Origin of the sequence: Streptomyces subrutilus (assembly GCF_008704535.1) — a bacterium.
Taxonomy (GTDB): Bacteria; Actinomycetota; Actinomycetes; order Streptomycetales; family Streptomycetaceae; genus Streptomyces; species Streptomyces subrutilus.
Window position 1 is genome coordinate 1,878,173 of the sequence record NZ_CP023701.1, and the last position, 16,744, is coordinate 1,894,916.

The 16,744-nt window shown below is 75.8% G+C and carries 17 protein-coding genes; 11 read left to right on the forward strand and 6 right to left on the reverse strand.

Features of this window, described 5'->3' with window-relative positions; all coding sequences use genetic code 11:
* Positions 1-231 precede the first annotated feature (231 nt).
* The 5 genes from CP968_RS08055 to CP968_RS08075 all read left to right on the forward strand — a co-directional run bounded on the left by CP968_RS08055 (position 232) and on the right by CP968_RS08075 (position 6,222).
* On the forward strand, positions 232-1,254 hold the full coding sequence (locus CP968_RS08055) for a 3-oxoacyl-ACP synthase III family protein (RefSeq protein ID WP_150517341.1): 1,023 nt from the start codon (positions 232-234) through the stop codon (positions 1,252-1,254).
* Entirely contained in the window at positions 1,251-1,994 is a 744-nt protein-coding gene (locus tag CP968_RS08060; RefSeq protein ID WP_229886189.1) for a glycosyltransferase family 2 protein, read from the forward strand. Before CP968_RS08055 ends, CP968_RS08060 begins: the two co-directional genes overlap by 4 nt.
* Positions 1,994-3,463, forward strand: coding sequence for a class I adenylate-forming enzyme family protein (locus CP968_RS08065; RefSeq protein ID WP_150517342.1), 1,470 nt, complete (start codon positions 1,994-1,996; stop codon positions 3,461-3,463). The genes CP968_RS08060 and CP968_RS08065 overlap by 1 nt, the downstream gene beginning before the upstream one ends.
* Positions 3,464-4,036: 573 nt before the next feature.
* Positions 4,037-5,254, forward strand: coding sequence for a cytochrome P450 family protein (locus CP968_RS08070; protein ID WP_208835983.1), 1,218 nt, complete (start codon positions 4,037-4,039; stop codon positions 5,252-5,254).
* Positions 5,251-6,222, forward strand: coding sequence for an NAD-dependent epimerase/dehydratase family protein (locus CP968_RS08075; protein ID WP_306419883.1), 972 nt, complete (start codon positions 5,251-5,253; stop codon positions 6,220-6,222). The genes CP968_RS08070 and CP968_RS08075 overlap by 4 nt, the downstream gene beginning before the upstream one ends.
* Here CP968_RS08075 and msrB read toward each other — a convergent pair.
* The 4 genes from msrB to CP968_RS08095 all read right to left on the reverse strand — a co-directional run bounded on the left by msrB (position 6,203) and on the right by CP968_RS08095 (position 9,581).
* A complete protein-coding gene (gene msrB, locus CP968_RS08080) occupies positions 6,203-6,610 on the reverse strand; it encodes a peptide-methionine (R)-S-oxide reductase MsrB (RefSeq protein WP_150517343.1) in 408 nt (135 codons plus the stop codon). The genes CP968_RS08075 and msrB overlap by 20 nt on opposite strands.
* Before the next feature lie 44 nt (positions 6,611-6,654).
* Positions 6,655-8,049, reverse strand: a complete 1,395-nt coding sequence (gene murC, locus CP968_RS08085; protein WP_150517344.1) for a UDP-N-acetylmuramate--L-alanine ligase — start codon at positions 8,047-8,049, stop codon at positions 6,655-6,657.
* Positions 8,050-8,195: 146 nt separating this feature from the next.
* Positions 8,196-8,663, reverse strand: a complete 468-nt coding sequence (locus CP968_RS08090; RefSeq protein ID WP_150517345.1) for an indole-3-glycerol phosphate synthase — start codon at positions 8,661-8,663, stop codon at positions 8,196-8,198.
* A gap of 135 nt (positions 8,664-8,798) precedes the next feature.
* The gene (locus CP968_RS08095) at positions 8,799-9,581 is read right to left on the reverse strand and encodes a pyrimidine reductase family protein (protein ID WP_150517346.1); all 783 of its coding nucleotides are present in this window, start codon (positions 9,579-9,581) and stop codon (positions 8,799-8,801) included.
* Positions 9,582-9,677: 96 nt separating this feature from the next.
* Between CP968_RS08095 and zapE the strand changes: the two genes are divergently transcribed.
* The 5 genes from zapE (at position 9,678) to CP968_RS08120 (ending at position 14,769) form a co-directional block, all read left to right on the forward strand.
* The gene (zapE, locus tag CP968_RS08100; protein WP_373304040.1) at positions 9,678-10,733 is read left to right on the forward strand and encodes a cell division protein ZapE; all 1,056 of its coding nucleotides are present in this window, start codon (positions 9,678-9,680) and stop codon (positions 10,731-10,733) included.
* 68 nt (positions 10,734-10,801) lie between these two features.
* Positions 10,802-11,227, forward strand: a complete 426-nt coding sequence (locus CP968_RS08105; RefSeq protein WP_150517348.1) for an OsmC family protein — start codon at positions 10,802-10,804, stop codon at positions 11,225-11,227.
* Positions 11,228-11,478: 251 nt separating this feature from the next.
* Positions 11,479-12,855 carry an alkaline phosphatase PhoX gene (locus CP968_RS08110; RefSeq protein ID WP_150517349.1) on the forward strand — a complete coding sequence of 459 codons (1,377 nt, stop codon included), beginning with the start codon at positions 11,479-11,481 and terminating at the stop codon, positions 12,853-12,855.
* 79 nt (positions 12,856-12,934) lie between these two features.
* Positions 12,935-13,852: a PPK2 family polyphosphate kinase gene (locus tag CP968_RS08115; RefSeq protein WP_150517350.1), complete on the forward strand. Its 918-nt coding sequence runs from the start codon at positions 12,935-12,937 to the stop codon at positions 13,850-13,852.
* A gap of 17 nt (positions 13,853-13,869) precedes the next feature.
* Complete coding sequence (locus CP968_RS08120; protein ID WP_150517351.1) at positions 13,870-14,769, forward strand: polysaccharide deacetylase family protein; 900 nt, start codon at positions 13,870-13,872, stop codon at positions 14,767-14,769.
* A gap of 69 nt (positions 14,770-14,838) precedes the next feature.
* Here CP968_RS08120 and CP968_RS08125 read toward each other — a convergent pair whose 3' ends face one another.
* Together CP968_RS08125 and CP968_RS08130 are read right to left on the reverse strand one after the other, a co-directional pair.
* Positions 14,839-15,060: a hypothetical protein gene (locus CP968_RS08125; RefSeq protein WP_150517352.1), complete on the reverse strand. Its 222-nt coding sequence runs from the start codon at positions 15,058-15,060 to the stop codon at positions 14,839-14,841.
* Between the two features lie 14 nt (positions 15,061-15,074).
* Positions 15,075-15,746 carry an AIM24 family protein gene (locus CP968_RS08130; protein WP_150517353.1) on the reverse strand — a complete coding sequence of 224 codons (672 nt, stop codon included), beginning with the start codon at positions 15,744-15,746 and terminating at the stop codon, positions 15,075-15,077.
* Between the two features lie 71 nt (positions 15,747-15,817).
* On the opposite strand from CP968_RS08130, the gene CP968_RS08135 reads away from it, so the two are divergent.
* Entirely contained in the window at positions 15,818-16,570 is a 753-nt protein-coding gene (locus CP968_RS08135) for an aminoacyl-tRNA hydrolase (protein WP_150517354.1), read from the forward strand.
* The last annotated feature ends 174 nt before the right edge of the window (positions 16,571-16,744 follow it).

A 16,744-nucleotide genomic window follows, 5' to 3' on the forward strand; every position in this document is an offset into this window, starting at 1 on the left:
AGGGCGATCCTCGTCTGACAGGGGACCGTACAGCGGGAGAACGGCAGGCCCCGCCCCGAGGGCCCGCACGTCCGCCCACGACGGCAGGGATAACCCCGCACGGCGCAACAGACCCCGTGGTCGCAGCGGTTCGGGCCCGGGTGCGCGGACGGGGGGTACTCAACCGGCCCCCGCGGCGATCTGAGCATCCGTACTCAGGCCCGGGACGGGCGGGCTTGTCATCGTGTGGGCATGCCCTTCCAGCCAAGTGCCGCCCCGCCGCGCGCGGGGATAACCGCCGTCGCCAGTCTGCTGCCCGAGCGGGTGCTGTCCTCCGACCGCCTCATGGAGCGGGTCGCCGCGCGCAGCGGCCTCGCGCTGCCGCCGGGCCTGCTGCGCCAGGCCACCGGGATCGCCGCGCGGCGCGTCGCGGACGAGGGCGTGTACGCCTCCACCCTCGCCGTCGGCGCCGGCCGCCGCGCCCTGGACGCCGCCGGGCTCATCCCGCCCGACATCGACCTGCTGCTGTTCGCCTCCGCCTCCCGCGACCTGGTCGAGCCCGCCACCGCGCACATCGTCCAGGCGGAACTGGGCTCGCGGGCGCACGCCGTGGACGTCACCAACGCCTGCAACAGCTTCGTCAACGGCATCGACCTGGCCCGCTCCATGATCCTCGCCGGGCGGGCCCGGCGGGCCCTGGTCGTCACCGGGGAGACCCCGAGCCGGGCCGTCCGCACCGCCCCGGCCGACCTCGCCGAGTTCCGCGCCGGGTTCGCCGGGTACACCTTCGGCGACGCGGGGGCGGCCGTCGTCGTCGAGGCCGTGGAACGCGGCGGCATCCTCGACGTGGACACCGCGACCCATTCGGAGCACTGGGAGGTCGGGGGCATCCCGGGCGGCGGGTCACGGCACCCGCGCGGGGACGCGCACACCTACTTCCGGGGGGACGGACACGAACTGCGGGGCGTCTTCGAGAAGGTCGGCACGGCCGTCGTCGACCGGACGCTGCACCGCACGGGCATGGACTGGGACGGCTTCGCCCGGGTGCTGGTCCACCAGGTGACGGTGCCCTACCTGGAGCGCTTCGCCGAGCTCACCGGGGTGCCCGCCGCGAAGCTGGTGGTGACGGTGCCCGAGCTCGGCAACATCGCGAGCGCGAGCATCGGCGTCCAACTGGACCGCGTCTTCGCGGACCTGGCCCCCGGCGAACGGGTGCTGTTCGTCGGCCTGGGCGGCGGCATCAGCATCACGACGATGGTCTGGGAGAAGTCGTGAACCGCCCGCTGTGGGTGGTCGTGCCCGCCCACGAGGAGGAGGCGCGGCTCGCGCAGACCCTGGCGGCCCTCGCCGCACAGCGCGACCGGGACTTCACCCTGCTGGTCGTCGACAACGCCTCGGCGGACGGCACCGCGGCCGTCGCCCGGCGGTTCGCGGCGCACGCGCCCTTCGCCGTCGAGGTGATCGAGGAGCCCGAGAAGGGCGTCGGCTCCGCCGTGGACACCGGCTTCCGGTACGCGATCGGCCGGGGCGCGGCCCTCCTCGCCCGCACCGACGCCGACTGCCTGCCCGGACCGGGCTGGACCGGCGCCGCCCGGGCCGCGCTCGCCGCCCGCCCCGGACTGGTCTGCGGGCGGATCACCGCCCGGCGCGACGAGCACGGGCCGCTCGGCCGGGCCGGATTCGCCGCCCTGGTGCGGCTCGCCGCCCTGTTCGGCCGGCTGCGGCCGGAGCACGCCCGGCGCCACGGCTACCGGGCCCCGTACCGCATGCACGCCGGCAACAACATGGCCATCACGGCCGAGCTGTACCTGGCCGTCGGCGGCATGCCCCGCCGCCCCTCCCCCACCGACCGGCTCTTCCTCAACGCCGTACGGCGCCACACCGACCGGATCACCCACTGCCGGTCCATGGTCGTGCAGAACTCGACGCGGCGGCTGCGGGCCTACGGGCTCGCGGGCACCGCCCGCTGGTACCTCGACCAGGGCAGCGGCTCGCGCGGAACGGACCCCCGCTGATGCTCGACCGCCTCGACCACGCGCTGCGCGCCCGCCCCGACCGGCCCGCCGTCCTGACCGCCACCCGCACCGGCGCGCCCCGCGTCCGCGCCACCCGCGGCGAACTCGCCGCACTCTCCGACGCGTTCGCCGCCGCCCTGCACGCCCGCGGGCTGCGCGCCGGGGACACCGTCGGCGTCGCCGTGCGGCCCGGCCCCCGCGCCCTGGCCGTGCTGCTCGCCCTGTGGCGGCTGGGGCTGCGCGGCGCCGTGCTCGACCCGGGCGCCGGGCCGGACGTGCTGCGCGCCCGGCTGGCGCTGGCCCGGCCCTCGCTGGTCCTGGCCGACGCGGCCGCCCAGGCGGTGGCCGGCTGGGCCCGCCCGCTGGCCCGCCGGGCCCGCCTCGCCCTCCCGGACCTGGCCGAGCTGGGCCCGGTGGCCACCGTCGGCCGACGGCTCCCGGGCTGCGCGCCCGCCCTCGACCGCGGGGCGCCGCGCACCGGTCTCCCGGCCCACGGCGACCACGACGCCGACGCGGTGATCGTCTTCACCTCCGGCACCACCTCCCGCCCGCGCGCCGTGGTCCACACCCGCTCCGGCCTGGCCGCCGGCATGGCCTCCGTCCGTACGCTCATCGACCCGGCCCCCGACCACCCCGTACTGGGCGGCACCTTCTTCGTCCTCGTCCCCGCCCTCACCGCCGGCGCACCGGTGGCGCTCCCGGCCCGCCGCCCCCGCGTACTGGCCCGCCAACTGCACCGGCTGCGGCCCCGGGACACCTACCTGACCCCGCCGCAGCTGCGCGACGCGCTGGACGCGGGCGCCCCCTTCCACGGCCGCGTCTGGACCGGCTCGGCGCCGGCCGGCGCCGGCCTGCTGGAGCGGGTCCGCGGCGCCGGCGCGGCCGAGGCCTGGGGGGTGTACGCGCTCACCGAACTGTTCCCCGCCGCCGCCGTCGAAGCCCGCGAGAAGGCCGCCTTCGACGCCCCCGGCGACCTGGTCGGCGCTCCCCTGCCGGGCGTCCTGGCCGAGTCCGACGCCGACGGCCAGCTCCTCCTCGCCGGACCCGCGGCCCGCCACCGCTACCTCGGCGAGGAGCCCGACCCCTGGGTGCGCACGGGCGACCGGGCCCGCCTGGACGGCGCGGGCCGGATCGTCCTGGAGGGCCGCTGCAAGGACATGGTGCTGCGGCGGGCCGAGAACATCTACCCGGGCCTGTACGAGCCCGCCCTGCACGTCCCGGGCGTGGAGCTGGCCGTACTCGTCGGGATCCCGGCGGCCGACGGCGACGAACGGCTCGTGGCCGTGGTCCAGCCCCGCCGCGGCGCCGCCGAATCCACCCTCCGCACCGCCCTGGCCGAACCCCTGCGCCGCATGGGCACCGCCCGCCCCGACTCCGTCGTGTTCGCCCGCATCCCCCTCGCGGGCCGCTCCCGCAAACCCGACCGCGCCGCCACCACGGCCCTCGCGACCCGACACCTGAACCGATGACCCCGGGCGAAGGACCGGGCGCACGCCGAGCCGCCCGGACCCGAGGGGCGGGCCCTCCCGAGCCCGACCGCAAGCCGGACCCCCCACCCCGCAGCCCCCACGGCACACCGCCCGAAACCCCGACCGAGGGGCAGTCCCCTCCCGGGCCCGACCGAGGGCAGGGACACCCCGAGCCCGGCCGAGGCGGCGACACCCCAAGCCCGGCCGAGGCGGCGACACCCCAAGCCCGGCCGAAGAGCGTGGACCCTCGCGGGCCCGGCCAAGGGCAGGGACCCTCCCAGACCCGACCGAGGGCAGCGCCACCCCAAGCCCGGCCAAGGGCAGGGACCCTCCCAGACCCGACCGAGGGCAGCGCCACCCCAAGCCCGGCCGAGGGCGGGGCCCCTCCGGGCCCGGCCGAGGGGCGGGGACACTCCGGGGCGTCCCCGCAGGACGAGTGAACCCACCCCGCCCCGCCCACCCCCACCGCTCGGGTTCGCGAGCCGAGGAGACGCCCCGGAGGGGCCCCGCCCCGCACCCGGACCCCGCACCCGGACCGCCCCGCCGCCCCACACCACCGGAGGTACACCCTCGATGACCACCACCCCCCGGACCGACGCCCCGGCCGACGCCCCGGCCGACGCCCCGGCCGACACCCCGCCCGACGCCCCGCCCGCCACCCGCACCCGCACCCGGGCCCAGGCCCAGGCCCGCGCCCGCCGCCGCGACCGCCGGGTCTACCTGCGCAGCCACCCGCTCCTGTTCGCCCTGCTCGCCGCCACCCGCCGGCGCCCCGTCCGCCGTCTCGGCCGGACCCTGCTGGTGCACGACCCGGCCGCTTACCGCGAAGCCCTGACCGCTCTGCCGCTCGACCGCACGGCCCCCCGCACCACCGGCGGCGCCGCCCGGGCCGCGCTCCGGGGCGACGGCACCGTGCTCTTCGACCAGGACGGCCCCGACCACCGCACGGACCGCCGCGAGCTGGCCGCCGCCCTCGGCACGGCCTCCGTGGCCCGCCTCCGCACGGCATGGCAACCCCTCCTCAAGGCCCACCTCGCCCCCCTAAACACCGCCACAGGCACAGGCACAGGCACAGGCACCCGCACCGTAGACCTGGTCCCCCTGGCCCAGGACCTCTCCGGCACCGTCGTGCGCGCACTCCTGGGCTGCCCCGCAGCCCCCCGCCCGCTGGCGAGCGCGGCCGCCGACGCGGCGGCCGCGTCCGTGCGCAGCCACCTCCCCGGCCCCCGCCGCCCCCGCGCGGAGGCCGCCGCCGCGCGGGCCGCCGACCGGCTGCGGGAGCTGCTGGGGCCCGGCGCGGACGCGCGCTCGGCGATGGTGGCGGTGGCGGCGGTCAACACCACCGTCGCCGCCCTGCCGCGCGCCGTGGCCCGGTGCGCCGACGCCGGCCTGTGGGACCAGGCCGCCGACCCGGCGCTGCGGCCCGCGCTGGTGGACGAACTGCTGCGGGTCACGGCGGCCTCGCCGGTGCTGCCCCGGGTGGCCGCCGCGGCCGGTTCCCTCGGCGGCTGCCCGGTGCGGAGCGGGGACCGGCTGCTGCTCGTCGCCCGGCACGCGGCCGACGCGCACCGCAGCGACCCCGACGCCCGGACCCCGGCCGCGCCCGCCCTCGCGCACCTGGTGTTCGGGGCCGGTCCGCACGCGTGTCCGGGGGCGGGGGTGGCCCGGGCCCTGCTGACGGACGTGCTGGAGGCGCTCGCCCCGCACCGCCCGGTGGTGACCCGCGCGAGGGCGGACCGCCGGGCCGCCCTCCCCGGCTGGCGCGTCCTGACCGTGGGGACGACCTCGTGAACGCCGGCCGCGCCACCGGACCGGCCCGCACCGGCGCCGCACCCCGCGCCGCGCCCCGCACCCCCGGCCGCACCCTCCGCATCGCCGTGACCGGCGCCTCCGGTTTCTGCGGCGGCCACGTGGCGCGTGCCGCCGCCGCGGCCGGCTCCGAGGTGCTCTGCGTGGGGCGCCGGCCGGGCCCCGTCGGGGAGCACCGGTTCTGGGACGCCACCCGCGGCGAGCCGGACCTCGCCGGGGCGGACCTGGTGGTGCACTGCGCGGCGGCGGTCGGCGATCCGGCCCCGGGCTCGCCGGCCGAGGCCCTGATGCGCGAGGTGAACGTCGGCGGCACCGAGCGGCTGCTGCGGGCGGCCGCCGGGCGGCCGGTGGTGTGGGTGAGCAGCGCGAGCGTCTACGATCCGCGGCCGGACCGGAGCCTGGTGGGCGAGGACCATCCGCGCGGCGGGCACCTCAACGCCTACGGCCGTACGAAGGCGGCGGGCGAGGCCCTCGCGCTGGCCGCCGGCGCCGTGGTGCTGCGGCCCCGGGCGGTCTACGGGCCGGGCGACACGCAGCTCCTGCCGCGGCTGCTCTCCCGGGTCCGGGCCGGGACCCTGCTGCTGCCGGGTCCGGACGTGCCGCTGAGCCTGACGGCGGTGGAGAACCTGGCCTCGGCCTGCCTCGCGGCCGCGGACTGGGGAGCGGGCGCGTACAACATCGCCGACGCCCGGCCCTACGCCCGGGACGCCGCCGTCCGCGCGGTGCTGCGGGCCCACGGGGTGCGGGCCCGCGTCCGGCACGTCCCGCCGGGGCTGGCCCGTACGGCGGCCCGGGTCGCGCAGGCGCTGGCGACCGGGGAGCCGGCGCTGACCCGGTACGCGGTGGACCAGCTCGCGCACCCGGTGGTCCTGGACGTGCGCAGGGCCCGGTCCCGGGGCTGGAGCCCGGGCCGGACCCTGGAGGACTACCTCAGCTCTCTGCGGGGGTGAGCCGCAGGGAGATGGAGTTGATGCAGTAGCGCTGGTCGGTGGGGGTGGGGTAGCCCTCCCCCTCGAAGACGTGGCCCAGGTGGGAGCCGCACTTCGCGCAGCGGACCTCGGTGCGGACCATGCCGTGCGAGGTGTCGGCGATCAGCTCGACCGCGTCCGTGTCCTTCGGGTCGAAGAAGGACGGCCAGCCGCAGTGCGACTCGAACTTCTCCGACGAGCGGAACAGCTCGGATCCGCAGGCGCGGCAGGAGTAGACGCCTTCCGTCCTGGTGTCGGTGTACTCGCCGCGGAAGGCGGGCTCGGTGCCCGCGAGGCGCAGCACCTGGTACTCGGACGGGGTCAGCTCCGCCTGCCACTGCTCGTCCGACTTCTCGACCTCGTAGGCCATGACGTTCCCGCTCCCTCGATCGGTGCGACCGGTCGTGCGACCGGTCAGTTCGACAGCCGGGCCAGGATCTGCGGTCCCAGATCCGTGACGTCGCCCGCGCCCATGGTGAGAACGAGATCACCGGGCTTGGCCATTCCCGCGATGACGTCGGCGACGTCCTCCTTGGTGTGCTCGGCGGTGACGTCGGCTCCGGCGGCGCGGCCGGCCGCGATGATGATCTCGCTGGTGATCCCGGGGATCGGGTCCTCGCGGGCCGGGTAGATGTCCAGGACCACGGAGGCGTCGGCCAGGGCGAGGGCTTGGCCCATCTCCTTGCCGAGCTCCTGGGTGCGGGAGAAGAGGTGGGGCTGGAAGACGACCAGGATGCGGGAGTCGCCGGCCGCGCCGCGGATGGCCTCCAGGTCGGCCGTCATCTCGGTGGGGTGGTGCGCGTAGGAGTCGATGACCTGGACCCCGGCGGCCTCGCCCTTGAGCTGGAGGCGGCGCTTGACGCCGGTGTACTTGCCGAGGGCCGAGGCCAGGTTGTGCGCCGGTACGCCGAGGGCGACGCCGGCGGCGAGGGCCGCGACGGCGTTGTGCGCGTAGTGGCGGCCGGGGACGGAGACGGCGAAGGTGAGGATGCGGCCGCCGATGACGACGGTGACCTCGCTGGTCAGGCCGCGCGGTGTGATCTTGGTGATGCGGACGTCGGCCTCGGGCTCCTCGCCGTACGTGACCACGTTCAGGCCGTCCCGGCCGCGGACGCGGCGGGCGATCTCGGCGGCGCCGTCCTGGCCGTGGGCGACGACCAGGGTGCCGCCGGGCACGATCTTGGAGACGAAGGTCTCGAAGGACGCGTAGATCTCTTCCATGGACGCGTAGTTCGCGTGGTGGTCGAGCTCGGCGTTGAGGATGATCGCGACCTGCGGCTCGTACGTGTGGAAGCTGCGGTCGCTCTCGTCGGCCTCGGCGACGAAGATGTCGCCCTCGCCGTGGTGGGCGTTGGAGCCGGGGGCGTCCAGGTCGCCGCCGATGGCGTACGAGGGGCCGAGGCCGAGCGCCGACAGGGAGACCGCCAGCATGGAGGTGGTGGTGGTCTTGCCGTGCGTGCCGGCCACCGCGATCGGGCGCAGGCCGCGCATCAGCCCGGCGAGGGCGTCGGAGCGGTGCACGACCGGGATGCCGAGCTCGGCTGCGCGGGCCAGCTCGGGGTTGTCGGCGCGGATGGCGCTGGAGACGACCACGCAGGTGGAGTCGGCGGCGAGGTGGCCCGCGGCGTGCCCGATGTGGACCTCGGCCCCGTGGGCGCGCAGGGCGCGGGCGGTGTCGGAGTCACGGGAGTCGCTGCCGGCGACCTGTGCGCCGCGCTGGGCGAGGATCTTCGCGATGCCGGACATGCCGGCGCCGCCGATGCCGATGAAGTGGGGCCGTTCCATGGCGGTCGGCAGGCCGGGCTTCATTCAGGTCGCTCCAGGGATCGATGGTGCTGGTACGTGCTGGTACGCGTCCGCGCCGTCCCGCGCGGTGCACGCGCGCCGGTCCGCGCGGTGCACGGCTCGCTCGCCTCACACGGTGCGGTGCGGGGCGGTGCCGTGCAGGGGTCAGCCTATTCGTTGTGGGCGAAGAGCTTGAGCACCGGAACGCCGACCTTGTGGCGGGCGCGGGAGGCCCAGTCGCGGTGGAAGAACTCCTCGACGAAGTGCGGGGCGGTCAGGACGATCACCTCGTCGGCGGCGGCCTCCTCCACGACGGCCTTCAGCTTGTCGAGCGGGTGGGCGCCGATGATCTGCCCGGTGGCCTTGGCCCCCTTGCTCCGCAGGGCGTTCAGGGAGTGCGCGAGGGCCTGCGCGGCGGGCCCCCGGGCGGCCTCGCCCTCGGGCTCGTCCCCCTCGTGGACGGCCTCGGGGAGCTCACCGAGCGCTACGTCGTCGATGGCGCGCAGCAGTCGGTCCTGGTCGCCCCGGGGCTGCATGAGGACGATGAAGGACACCGCGTCGTCGCCGTGCAGGGTGGTGACGAAGTCCACGTCCACCGGGGTCAGCGGCTGCTCGATCATCAATACGCTCGTGAACACGGACGCCCTCTCCTTCATGGGCCGAGGTCGGCTGGCCGACCCCTGCGGAAACCATCCTGCCCCGCTGTCGCACGGGGCCTGCGCAGGTATATGTGCCCAGCGGAAGCTAAGCGGAACGGTGAATTCCGCCCCTTGTCAGATCCGACGGTAGCTCGTGAACAGGAACCCGGCCTCCTCCAGTACACAGGCGGGCGCCAGCCGCCGCGGCACGGCGACCGGGGGGCCGCCGGAGATCCGCTGGGCGCCGCCGGCCGTGAGCATCGGGGAGATCGTCAGGCACAGTTCGTCCAGCACGTCGGCGGCCACGAACTGCCCCAGCAGCCGGGGCCCGCCCTCGGTGAGCTGGCGGCGCAGCCCCCGTGCGGCCAGCTCCCGTACGGCCCGCGCCGGGTCCACGGCGGTCCCGTCGCCGGCCACCACGACCTCGGCACCCGCCTTGAGGGCTTCGGCGACGCGGTCGGCGGGGGCGGCGGCGCCGGTGACCACCAGGGTCGGCACCAGCGGGGAGGTGAACAGCGGCAGCGAGAAGTCCAGGTCGAGGCCGGCCGTCACCACGGCGACGGCCGGGGCGGGGCCCTGGCCGTCGGCCGCGCGGCGGGCCGCGAAGGCCTCCCGGGCGCGGGCCGGCCGGTAGCCCTCCTGGCGAACCGTTTCCGCTCCCACGACCACCACGTCGGCCAGCGCCCGCAGGGTGCCGAAGATCCGCATGTCGCTCTCGCCGGAGATGGGCTGCGAGCGGCCGTCGTGCTGGGCGGCCCCGTCCAGGGTGGAGACCATGTTCGCCCGCAGCCAGTGGGCCCCGGCGTCGAGGGCGGGGTACGCGTACGCCTCGGCGAGCTCGTCCAGCGACCATGCGCGGTCGGCCGGATCCCGCTCCGGGGCTGGTGTCTGATCGGTCACAGGGAACAGGCGTCGCATCGGTGCAGTGTGCCACGCCCCGTAGAGTTGAGTGCTGTGTCGACCTCACTCTCCACCTCCGGTTCCGCCGCCGGGCGGCCCGCCGGCCGGCCCCCGATAGCCGATGCCGGCCCGCAGGCCCTGTGCGCCCGCGAGCCGCGGGTGCCCGCCGAGCGGCTGGTGGCCGAGATGGTGCCGCCGCCGCGTTTCGACTCGGTGCGCTTCGACACCTACGAGCCGGACCCGGCCCAGCCCAGCCAGAGCGAGGCCGTCACCGTCCTGAGCGGTTTCGCCGCCGGTCTCGGCGGCGCCCACGCCTCCGGTTCCGCCAAGCGCCGCTGGTTCGCCAAGAAGCCCTCCGCCCCGGCCACCCCGCGCGGGGTGTACCTCGACGGCGGGTACGGCGTCGGCAAGACCCACCTCCTCGCCTCCCTGTGGCACGCCACCCCGGCCGAGCCCGCGCTCAAGGCCTTCGGCACCTTCGTGGAGCTGACCAACCTGGTCGGCGCGCTCGGCTTCCAGCAGACCGTGCAGACCCTGGGCGGCCACCGGCTGCTGTGCATCGACGAGTTCGAGCTGGACGACCCGGGCGACACCGTGCTGGTGTCCTCCCTGCTCAGCCGCCTCGTCGAGCAGGGCGTGGCGCTCGCCGCCACCTCCAACACGCTGCCCGGCAAGCTCGGCGAGGGCCGCTTCGCCGCCGCCGACTTCCTGCGGGAGATCCAGGGGCTCTCCGCGCACTTCCGGCCGCTGCGGATCGACGGCCAGGACTACCGCCACCGGGGCCTGCCCGAGGCTCCGTCCCCGTTCTCCGACGAGCAGGTCACCCGGGCCGCGTACGCGACGCCGGGCGCGAGCCTCGACGACTTCACCGGCCTGCTCGAACACCTGTCCCGGGTCCATCCGAGCCGGTACGGCGCCCTGACGGACGGCCTCTCCGCGGTCTGCCTGACCGGCGTCGGCCCGGTGCCCGACCAGTCGACGGCGCTGCGCCTGGTGGTCCTGGCCGACCGGCTGTACGACCGCGAGGTACCGGTCCTGGCCTCGGGCGTCCCCTTCGACCGGCTCTTCGGCGAGGAGATGCTGAACGGCGGCTACCGCAAGAAGTACTTCCGCGCCATCTCGCGGCTCACCGCCCTGGCGCGCGACGCGAAGCCCCTGGTGTCCCAGTAGGTTTGGCACGGTCGGGCCGCTCTTGTCCACGGCCCGGCCGTTTCCACTTCTGCGAAGGGATCTCCGCCATGGCCACCACGCGTCAGGCACACACCGTCTGGGAGGGCGACCTCCTCAAGGGCTCGGGCGTCGTCACCCTCGACTCCTCGGGCATCGGCTCGTACGACGTCTCCTGGCCCTCCCGCGCCGAGCAGGCCAACGGCAAGACCAGCCCGGAGGAGCTCATCGCCGCCGCGCACTCCAGCTGCTACTCGATGGCCCTGTCCCACGGCCTGGCCGGTGCGGGCACCCCGCCCACCCGCCTGGAGACCAAGGCCGACGTGACCTTCCAGCCCGGCGAGGGCATCACGGGCATCCACCTGTCGGTCCGCGCCGAGGTCCCCGGCCTGGACGCCGAGGCCTTCGCCGCGGCCGCCGAGGACGCGAAGAAGAACTGCCCGGTCAGCCAGGCCCTGAGCGGCACGACCATCACGCTCTCCGCCGAACTCGTCTGACCCCCCCGGCCCCCCTGGGCCGGCCGCGGCGCCCGCTCCCCCGAAGTCCGGGGGTGCGGGCGCCGCGGCGCTCGCGGGCGGCTGCGCGCGCCGGGCGGCGGGTGGGGAGCGGCGGGACGGGGCTGCGGTGCGGGGTTTTGCGGCACCCGGTGGTGTGACGGGGCGCCGGGTGCGCTCGCGTCGGCCCGGCGCGGACGGACGGCCGTGGTACCACGGGCCGTTCACCCCTCCAGCACCGCCGGGAGTTGCCCATGTCCGTGACCCGACGCAGCCTGCTCGCCGCCGGCGGGATCGCCTTCACCGGGGCGCTGGGCGCCCTGTTCACGGGCCGCGCCGGCGCCGCCCGGGCGACGCGCGGGTACGGGCCGCTGCTGCCCGACCCGCGCGGCCTGCTCGATCTGCCCGCCGGCTTCTCCTACCGGGTGCTGTCGCGCGCCGGCGATCCGCTCCGCTCCGGCGAGGGCCCCGTCCCCGCCAACTGCGACGGCATGGCCGCCTTCGCCGCCGGAGACGGCGGCGGCGACGGCGACGGCGGCGACGGCGACGGCGGGGTCAGGCTGGTCCGCAACCACGAGAACCGCACCACCGCCGCCCTGCGGGTCCCCGCCGTCCCCGGCCTGACGTACGACCCCGCCGCGCTCGGCGGCTGCACGGTGCTGGAGCTGGACCGGGCCGGGCGGGTGACGGCCGAGCGGGTGGCCCTGGCCGGTACGGCGGTCAACTGCGCCGGCGGGCGCACCCCCTGGAACACCTGGCTGAGCTGCGAGGAGACCGAGGACCGGGCGGGCACCTCCGGCTACACGCGGGACCACGGCTTCGTCTTCGAGGTGGACCCGGCCGATCCGCACCGCTCCGGCGCCGTCCCGCTCACCGCGATGGGCCGGTTCGCGCACGAGGCCGTCGCCGTGGACCCCGAGCGCGGGGTCGTCTACGAGACCGAGGACGCCTTCGTGCAGCCGTTCGGACTCTTCTACCGGTTCCTGCCGCGCCGCCCCCTCGGCGGCCCCGGCTCCCTGCGGGCGGGCGGCACGCTGGAGGCGCTGCGCGTGCCGGGGGTGCCGGACCTGTCGGCGGTGGACGAGATCGGGGCCCGGTTCCCGGCGCGGTGGGTGCCCGTACCGGATCCCGGCGCGGCCTCGGTCCCGGTCCGCCTCCAGGACTTCGGGCCGGGCGGGATCACCCACGCGCAGAAGCTGGAGGGCTGCTACTGGGGCGACGGCGGAGTGCACTTCGTCTCCAGCTACGCCCGCGGCAGCGAGGGCTCGGCCGCCGACCACCACGGTCAGGTGTGGTTCTACGACCCGCGCAGCGGCCTGCTCCGGCTGGACGTCCTGTTCGGCCCGGCCACCGACGTGCAGCTGCCGGGGGACTCCCCGGACAACATCTGCCTCGCACCGGGCGGCGGCCTGATGGTGTGCGAGGACGGCGGCGGGGCGCAGTACGTGTTCGGGGTGACCCGGGGCGGCGAGGTCTACCCGGTGGCCCGCAACGCCGAGGACATCGGGGCGGCCGGGGCGCCGGAGTGGGGCGAGTTCGCCGGGGTCACCTTCTCCCCCGACGGGCGCACCCTGTACGTCAACGCCTACACCCCGGGGACCACCTTCGCGGTGACGGGCCCCTGGCACTGACACGAGCCGCCCCGCCGCGTCGCGCGGCCGTTCGATCTGGTGGACGATCGTACGGAGTCGACGCGATAGGGGTGGTGGCGTGGCGAGGAAGACGGACAAGGACAAGGGCAAGGCCGAGAAGGGCAGGGCCAAGGGCAAGGGCGGGGCCGCGGACCGGCTGCGGTTGCGCGAGGTGTTGCGGGTGCCGCCGGGCGGGGGGCGGATCGATCTGCGGCGGTCCGACCCGCGCGCCATCCCGGCCGGCCCCACGGGCAAGGCCGCGGGGGTCGCGGCCACCGCCGCGATGGCGGAGCGGCTCGCCTCCCTCCAGGAGCGGCTCTACGCCTCCGCGACGGCCGGGGACCGCCGGCGCGTGCTGCTCGTGCTCCAGGGCATGGACACCAGCGGCAAGGGCGGCACCGTCAAGCACGTGATCGGCCTGTTCAACCCCTCCGGCTGCCGCGTCAGGGCCTTCAAGGCGCCCACCCCCGAGGAGCTGGAGCACCCGTTCCTCTGGCGCGTCGCCAACGCCCTGCCCCGGCCGGGCGAGATCGGCATCTTCGACCGTTCGCACTACGAGGACGTGCTCATCGCCCGCGTCCGCGAGCTGGTGCCGCGCAGCACGCTCGGCCGCCGCTACGGGCAGATCAACCGGTTCGAGCAGGACCTCGCGGACGACGGGGTCACCCTCGTGAAGGTGTTCCTGCACATCGGCTACGAGGAGCAGCGCGAGCGGCTGCTGGAGCGGCTCGACGATCCGGACAAGCACTGGAAGTTCAGTCCGGCCGACATCGAGGAGCGCGCGGTGTGGCCCGCCTACCAGGAGGCGTACGAGAAGGCCCTGGAGCGGTGCTCCACCGAGGCGGCGCCCTGGTACCTGGTGCCGGCCGACCGCAAGTGGTACCGCAACTGGGCGGTCAGCCGACTGCTTCTGGAGCACCTGGAGGCCCTCGACCCGCAGTACCCGAAGGGTGAATTCGACGTGGAGGAGTGCCGCACCCGTCTCCTTTCCACATAGTCATATATTTTGCGTGCGTGACCATTTCTGTGCGCAAAGTGGCAGCCGTGGCCGTCCTCGGTGCAGCCCTCGCGGGCTGCGGGGGCGGCACCGGCGCGTCGGACGCCGGACGCGGAGCCCGTATGGGCACCCCGGCCGCCTCCGCCCCCGCGGCCCCCTCGTCCACCTCTCCGTCCGCAGCCTCCTCCGCCGCGCCGCAGCCCGGCGCACCCGCCAAGGTCCCCACCCTGGCCCCCGGCCAGGGCGGCCTGACTCCGGTGTTCGAACGGGCGAAGCAGCACGGCGACAAGACCGTCGCCCTGACCTTCGACGCCGACATGACCTCGGACCAGGGGCCGCGCGCCGAAGCCGGGGAGCACTTCGACAACCCGCAGCTGATCTCGACGCTGCGCACCCTCAAGGTGCCGTCGACGGTCTTCATGACGGGCCGCTGGGCCGAGGAGTACCCCGACCAGGCGAAGGCAATCGGAACCGATCCGAACTTCGAGATCGCAAACCACTCGTACAGCCACCACGCCTTCACGTCCCCCTGCTACGGGCTGCCCGCACTCGACGCCGCCGCCGCCCGGGCCGACGTGGACCGCGCCTTCGCCGCCTTCCGTACGGCGGGGGCCGTCAACACCGTCCCGTACTTCCGCTTCCCCGGCGGCTGCTACGACGACCGGGCACTGCGCGCCCTGTCCACGGCCAGGGTCACGGCCGTGCAGTGGGACGTGGTGAGCGGCGACGCGTTCGCGAAGGATCCGGACGCGGTGGCCGAGCAGGTCCTCGCCGGGGTCAAGCCGGGCTCGGTGGTGGTCATGCACTGCACGCGCAGCGCCGCCCCGGTGACCGAGGAGGCCGTCCGCACGATCGTTCCGGAGCTGCGCAAGCGCGGCTACCGCTTCGTCAAGGTCTCCGAGCTGATGGGCACGTAGCGCGCGGTCGCGGTGGGCCGTCGCGCCGCCCGCCGTCCCGGAGGAGCGGGTCTCCGGGACGCTTCGGCCTCAGCCGGAGCAGGCGGTGCGCTGCGCGTCCTGCCACTCGCACACCGGGCACAGCACGACGCCCGGCGTCGCCACCCCGTACTCGGTCGGCTCGCCGCACTCCAGGCAGTCGGCGTACGGCGGCCCGGCCACCCGCCCGGCGGGGGCGGCCGGAGCGGGGCAGTACGACGGGTCCCGTTCCTGCCGGTCCTGTTCCTGCCGGTCCTGTTCCTGCTGGTCCATGTGGACGAGCGTACTCAGTGCGCGGCCGTCTCGGTGACCTCGCTCGGGCGGACGATGACGAAGCCCTCGCCGCGCAGCATCAGCTGGACGGCCTCGCCGGACCCGCCGCGGATCATCGAACCGGCGGACTGGGAGCGGTGCAGTGCGGTCTCCAGCCCGGCGCTCCAGCCGACCACCGCGTCCGTGTCCACGTAGACCGGGGCCTGGGCGGTGACCGGGATGATGATCGGGTGGCCGTCGCAGACCAGCGCGAGCCTGCCGGTGCCGGTGAAGACGCTGTTGAAGAGGCCCCCGCCGGCCAGCCCCGCGCCCTTCACCATCTTGATCTCGTAGGACAGGGTCGGGTCGAAGCAGAGCACGTTGCGGCCGTTGAGGGTGAGCCCGTCGCCCGGCTCCAGGTCGACGATGAAGCAGTTGCCGGCCTGGTGGGCGAACCAGGCCTCGCCCTGCCCGCGCACGGACATCAGGGCCAGGCCCTCGCCGGTCACGGCGCGCTTGAGCATGCCGCCTATGCCCTGCCCCTTGCGCTCGAACCGGAGGCTGCCGCGCCAGGCCACCATGGAGCCCTGGCGGGCCAGCATCTCGCCGTTGACCGCGTACTTCACCGACTTGGCGTTCTGCAGGGACATGCCGGGGGCGGTGGCCGGACCGGCGAGGTTCTCGGAAGCGAAAAGGTCACTCTTCATGCCTTCGATCCTCACCCGGGCCGAGGACCCTGGGCATCATCCCGAAGGCGGATGCTGGCATCCTTGACGGGATGAGCAGCCAGCACGCGCACGACGCCCCCGACGTGCCCGCCGTCGGGGCGGACAGCCCCTTCCGGCAGGAGCACGCCGCCCGCGACGAGGCCCCGCAGTTCGTCCTGCCGCTGGTGGTGCGGATCGAGAAGACCGCGCCCCCGGCCCGCACGGACGCGCTGGAGACGGCCGCCCGGGCGGTGCTGGTCCTGCTCTCCGACGAGCGGGCCCGGGGCACGGGCGAGTGGGCCGCGGCGGTCCGCGACTGGCAGGACGCCCGCATCCGCAAGGTGGTGCGGCGGGCCCGCGGCGCGGAGTGGCGCAAGGCGGAGACCCTGCCCGGTGTGACGGTGCACGGTGACACGGCGGAGGTCCGGGTCTTCCCTCCGGTGCCGCTCGACGGCTGGCCCCGGGAACTGGCCAAGCTCCAGGTCTCCGGCACCGACCTCGACGACCCCGGGCCGGTCCCGGCGGCCGACGCGGCGGAGCTGCCCGTGCTGTGGCTCAATCCCGACCTGGACATGTCCGCGGGCAAGGCCATGGCCCAGGCCGGGCACGGCGCACAGCTCGCCTGGTGGGAGCTGACGGGCCCGGAGCGGACCGCGTGGCAGGTCTCCGGCTTCCGGCTGGCCGTACGGACCGCTCCGCGCGAGCGCTGGGCGCAGCTGAGCGGCAGCGGGCTCCCGGTGGTCCGGGACGCGGGCTTCACGGAGATCGCCCCCGGCAGCCCGACCGTCATCGCCGACCACCCGTCCCTGCGCGCCCGCCGCTGAGGCCACGGCTCGGCGGCCCCGGCCCCGGCTCCGAGCCCCCGCACCCGCCACGCCCCGGCCCGCAGGTCACGGTTCGGGTGGGGGCGGAACCTCAAATGTTGCTCTGAACGTCCCTCCCGGCGGTTGGCCCGACTCCGTCGGGGCCATCACTCCCGGACAGGTTCGCAGAGAGGG

What these genes read in the sequence shown, in the direction of transcription:
- CP968_RS08055 (WP_150517341.1), top strand. Translation starts at nt 232, where the DNA reads ATGCCCTTCCAGCCAAGTGCCGCCCCGCCGCGCGCGGGGATAACCGCC.
- CP968_RS08065 (WP_150517342.1), top strand. Translation starts at nt 1,994, where the DNA reads ATGCTCGACCGCCTCGACCACGCGCTGCGCGCCCGCCCCGACCGGCCC.
- CP968_RS08070 (WP_208835983.1), top strand. Translation starts at nt 4,037, where the DNA reads ATGACCACCACCCCCCGGACCGACGCCCCGGCCGACGCCCCGGCCGAC.
- msrB (WP_150517343.1), bottom strand. Translation starts at nt 6,610, where the DNA reads ATGGCCTACGAGGTCGAGAAGTCGGACGAGCAGTGGCAGGCGGAGCTG.
- murC (WP_150517344.1), bottom strand. Translation starts at nt 8,049, where the DNA reads ATGAAGCCCGGCCTGCCGACCGCCATGGAACGGCCCCACTTCATCGGC.
- CP968_RS08095 (WP_150517346.1), bottom strand. Translation starts at nt 9,581, where the DNA reads ATGCGACGCCTGTTCCCTGTGACCGATCAGACACCAGCCCCGGAGCGG.
- CP968_RS08105 (WP_150517348.1), top strand. Translation starts at nt 10,802, where the DNA reads ATGGCCACCACGCGTCAGGCACACACCGTCTGGGAGGGCGACCTCCTC.
- CP968_RS08110 (WP_150517349.1), top strand. Translation starts at nt 11,479, where the DNA reads ATGTCCGTGACCCGACGCAGCCTGCTCGCCGCCGGCGGGATCGCCTTC.
- CP968_RS08125 (WP_150517352.1), bottom strand. Translation starts at nt 15,060, where the DNA reads ATGGACCAGCAGGAACAGGACCGGCAGGAACAGGACCGGCAGGAACGG.
- CP968_RS08130 (WP_150517353.1), bottom strand. Translation starts at nt 15,746, where the DNA reads ATGAAGAGTGACCTTTTCGCTTCCGAGAACCTCGCCGGTCCGGCCACC.
- CP968_RS08135 (WP_150517354.1), top strand. Translation starts at nt 15,818, where the DNA reads ATGAGCAGCCAGCACGCGCACGACGCCCCCGACGTGCCCGCCGTCGGG.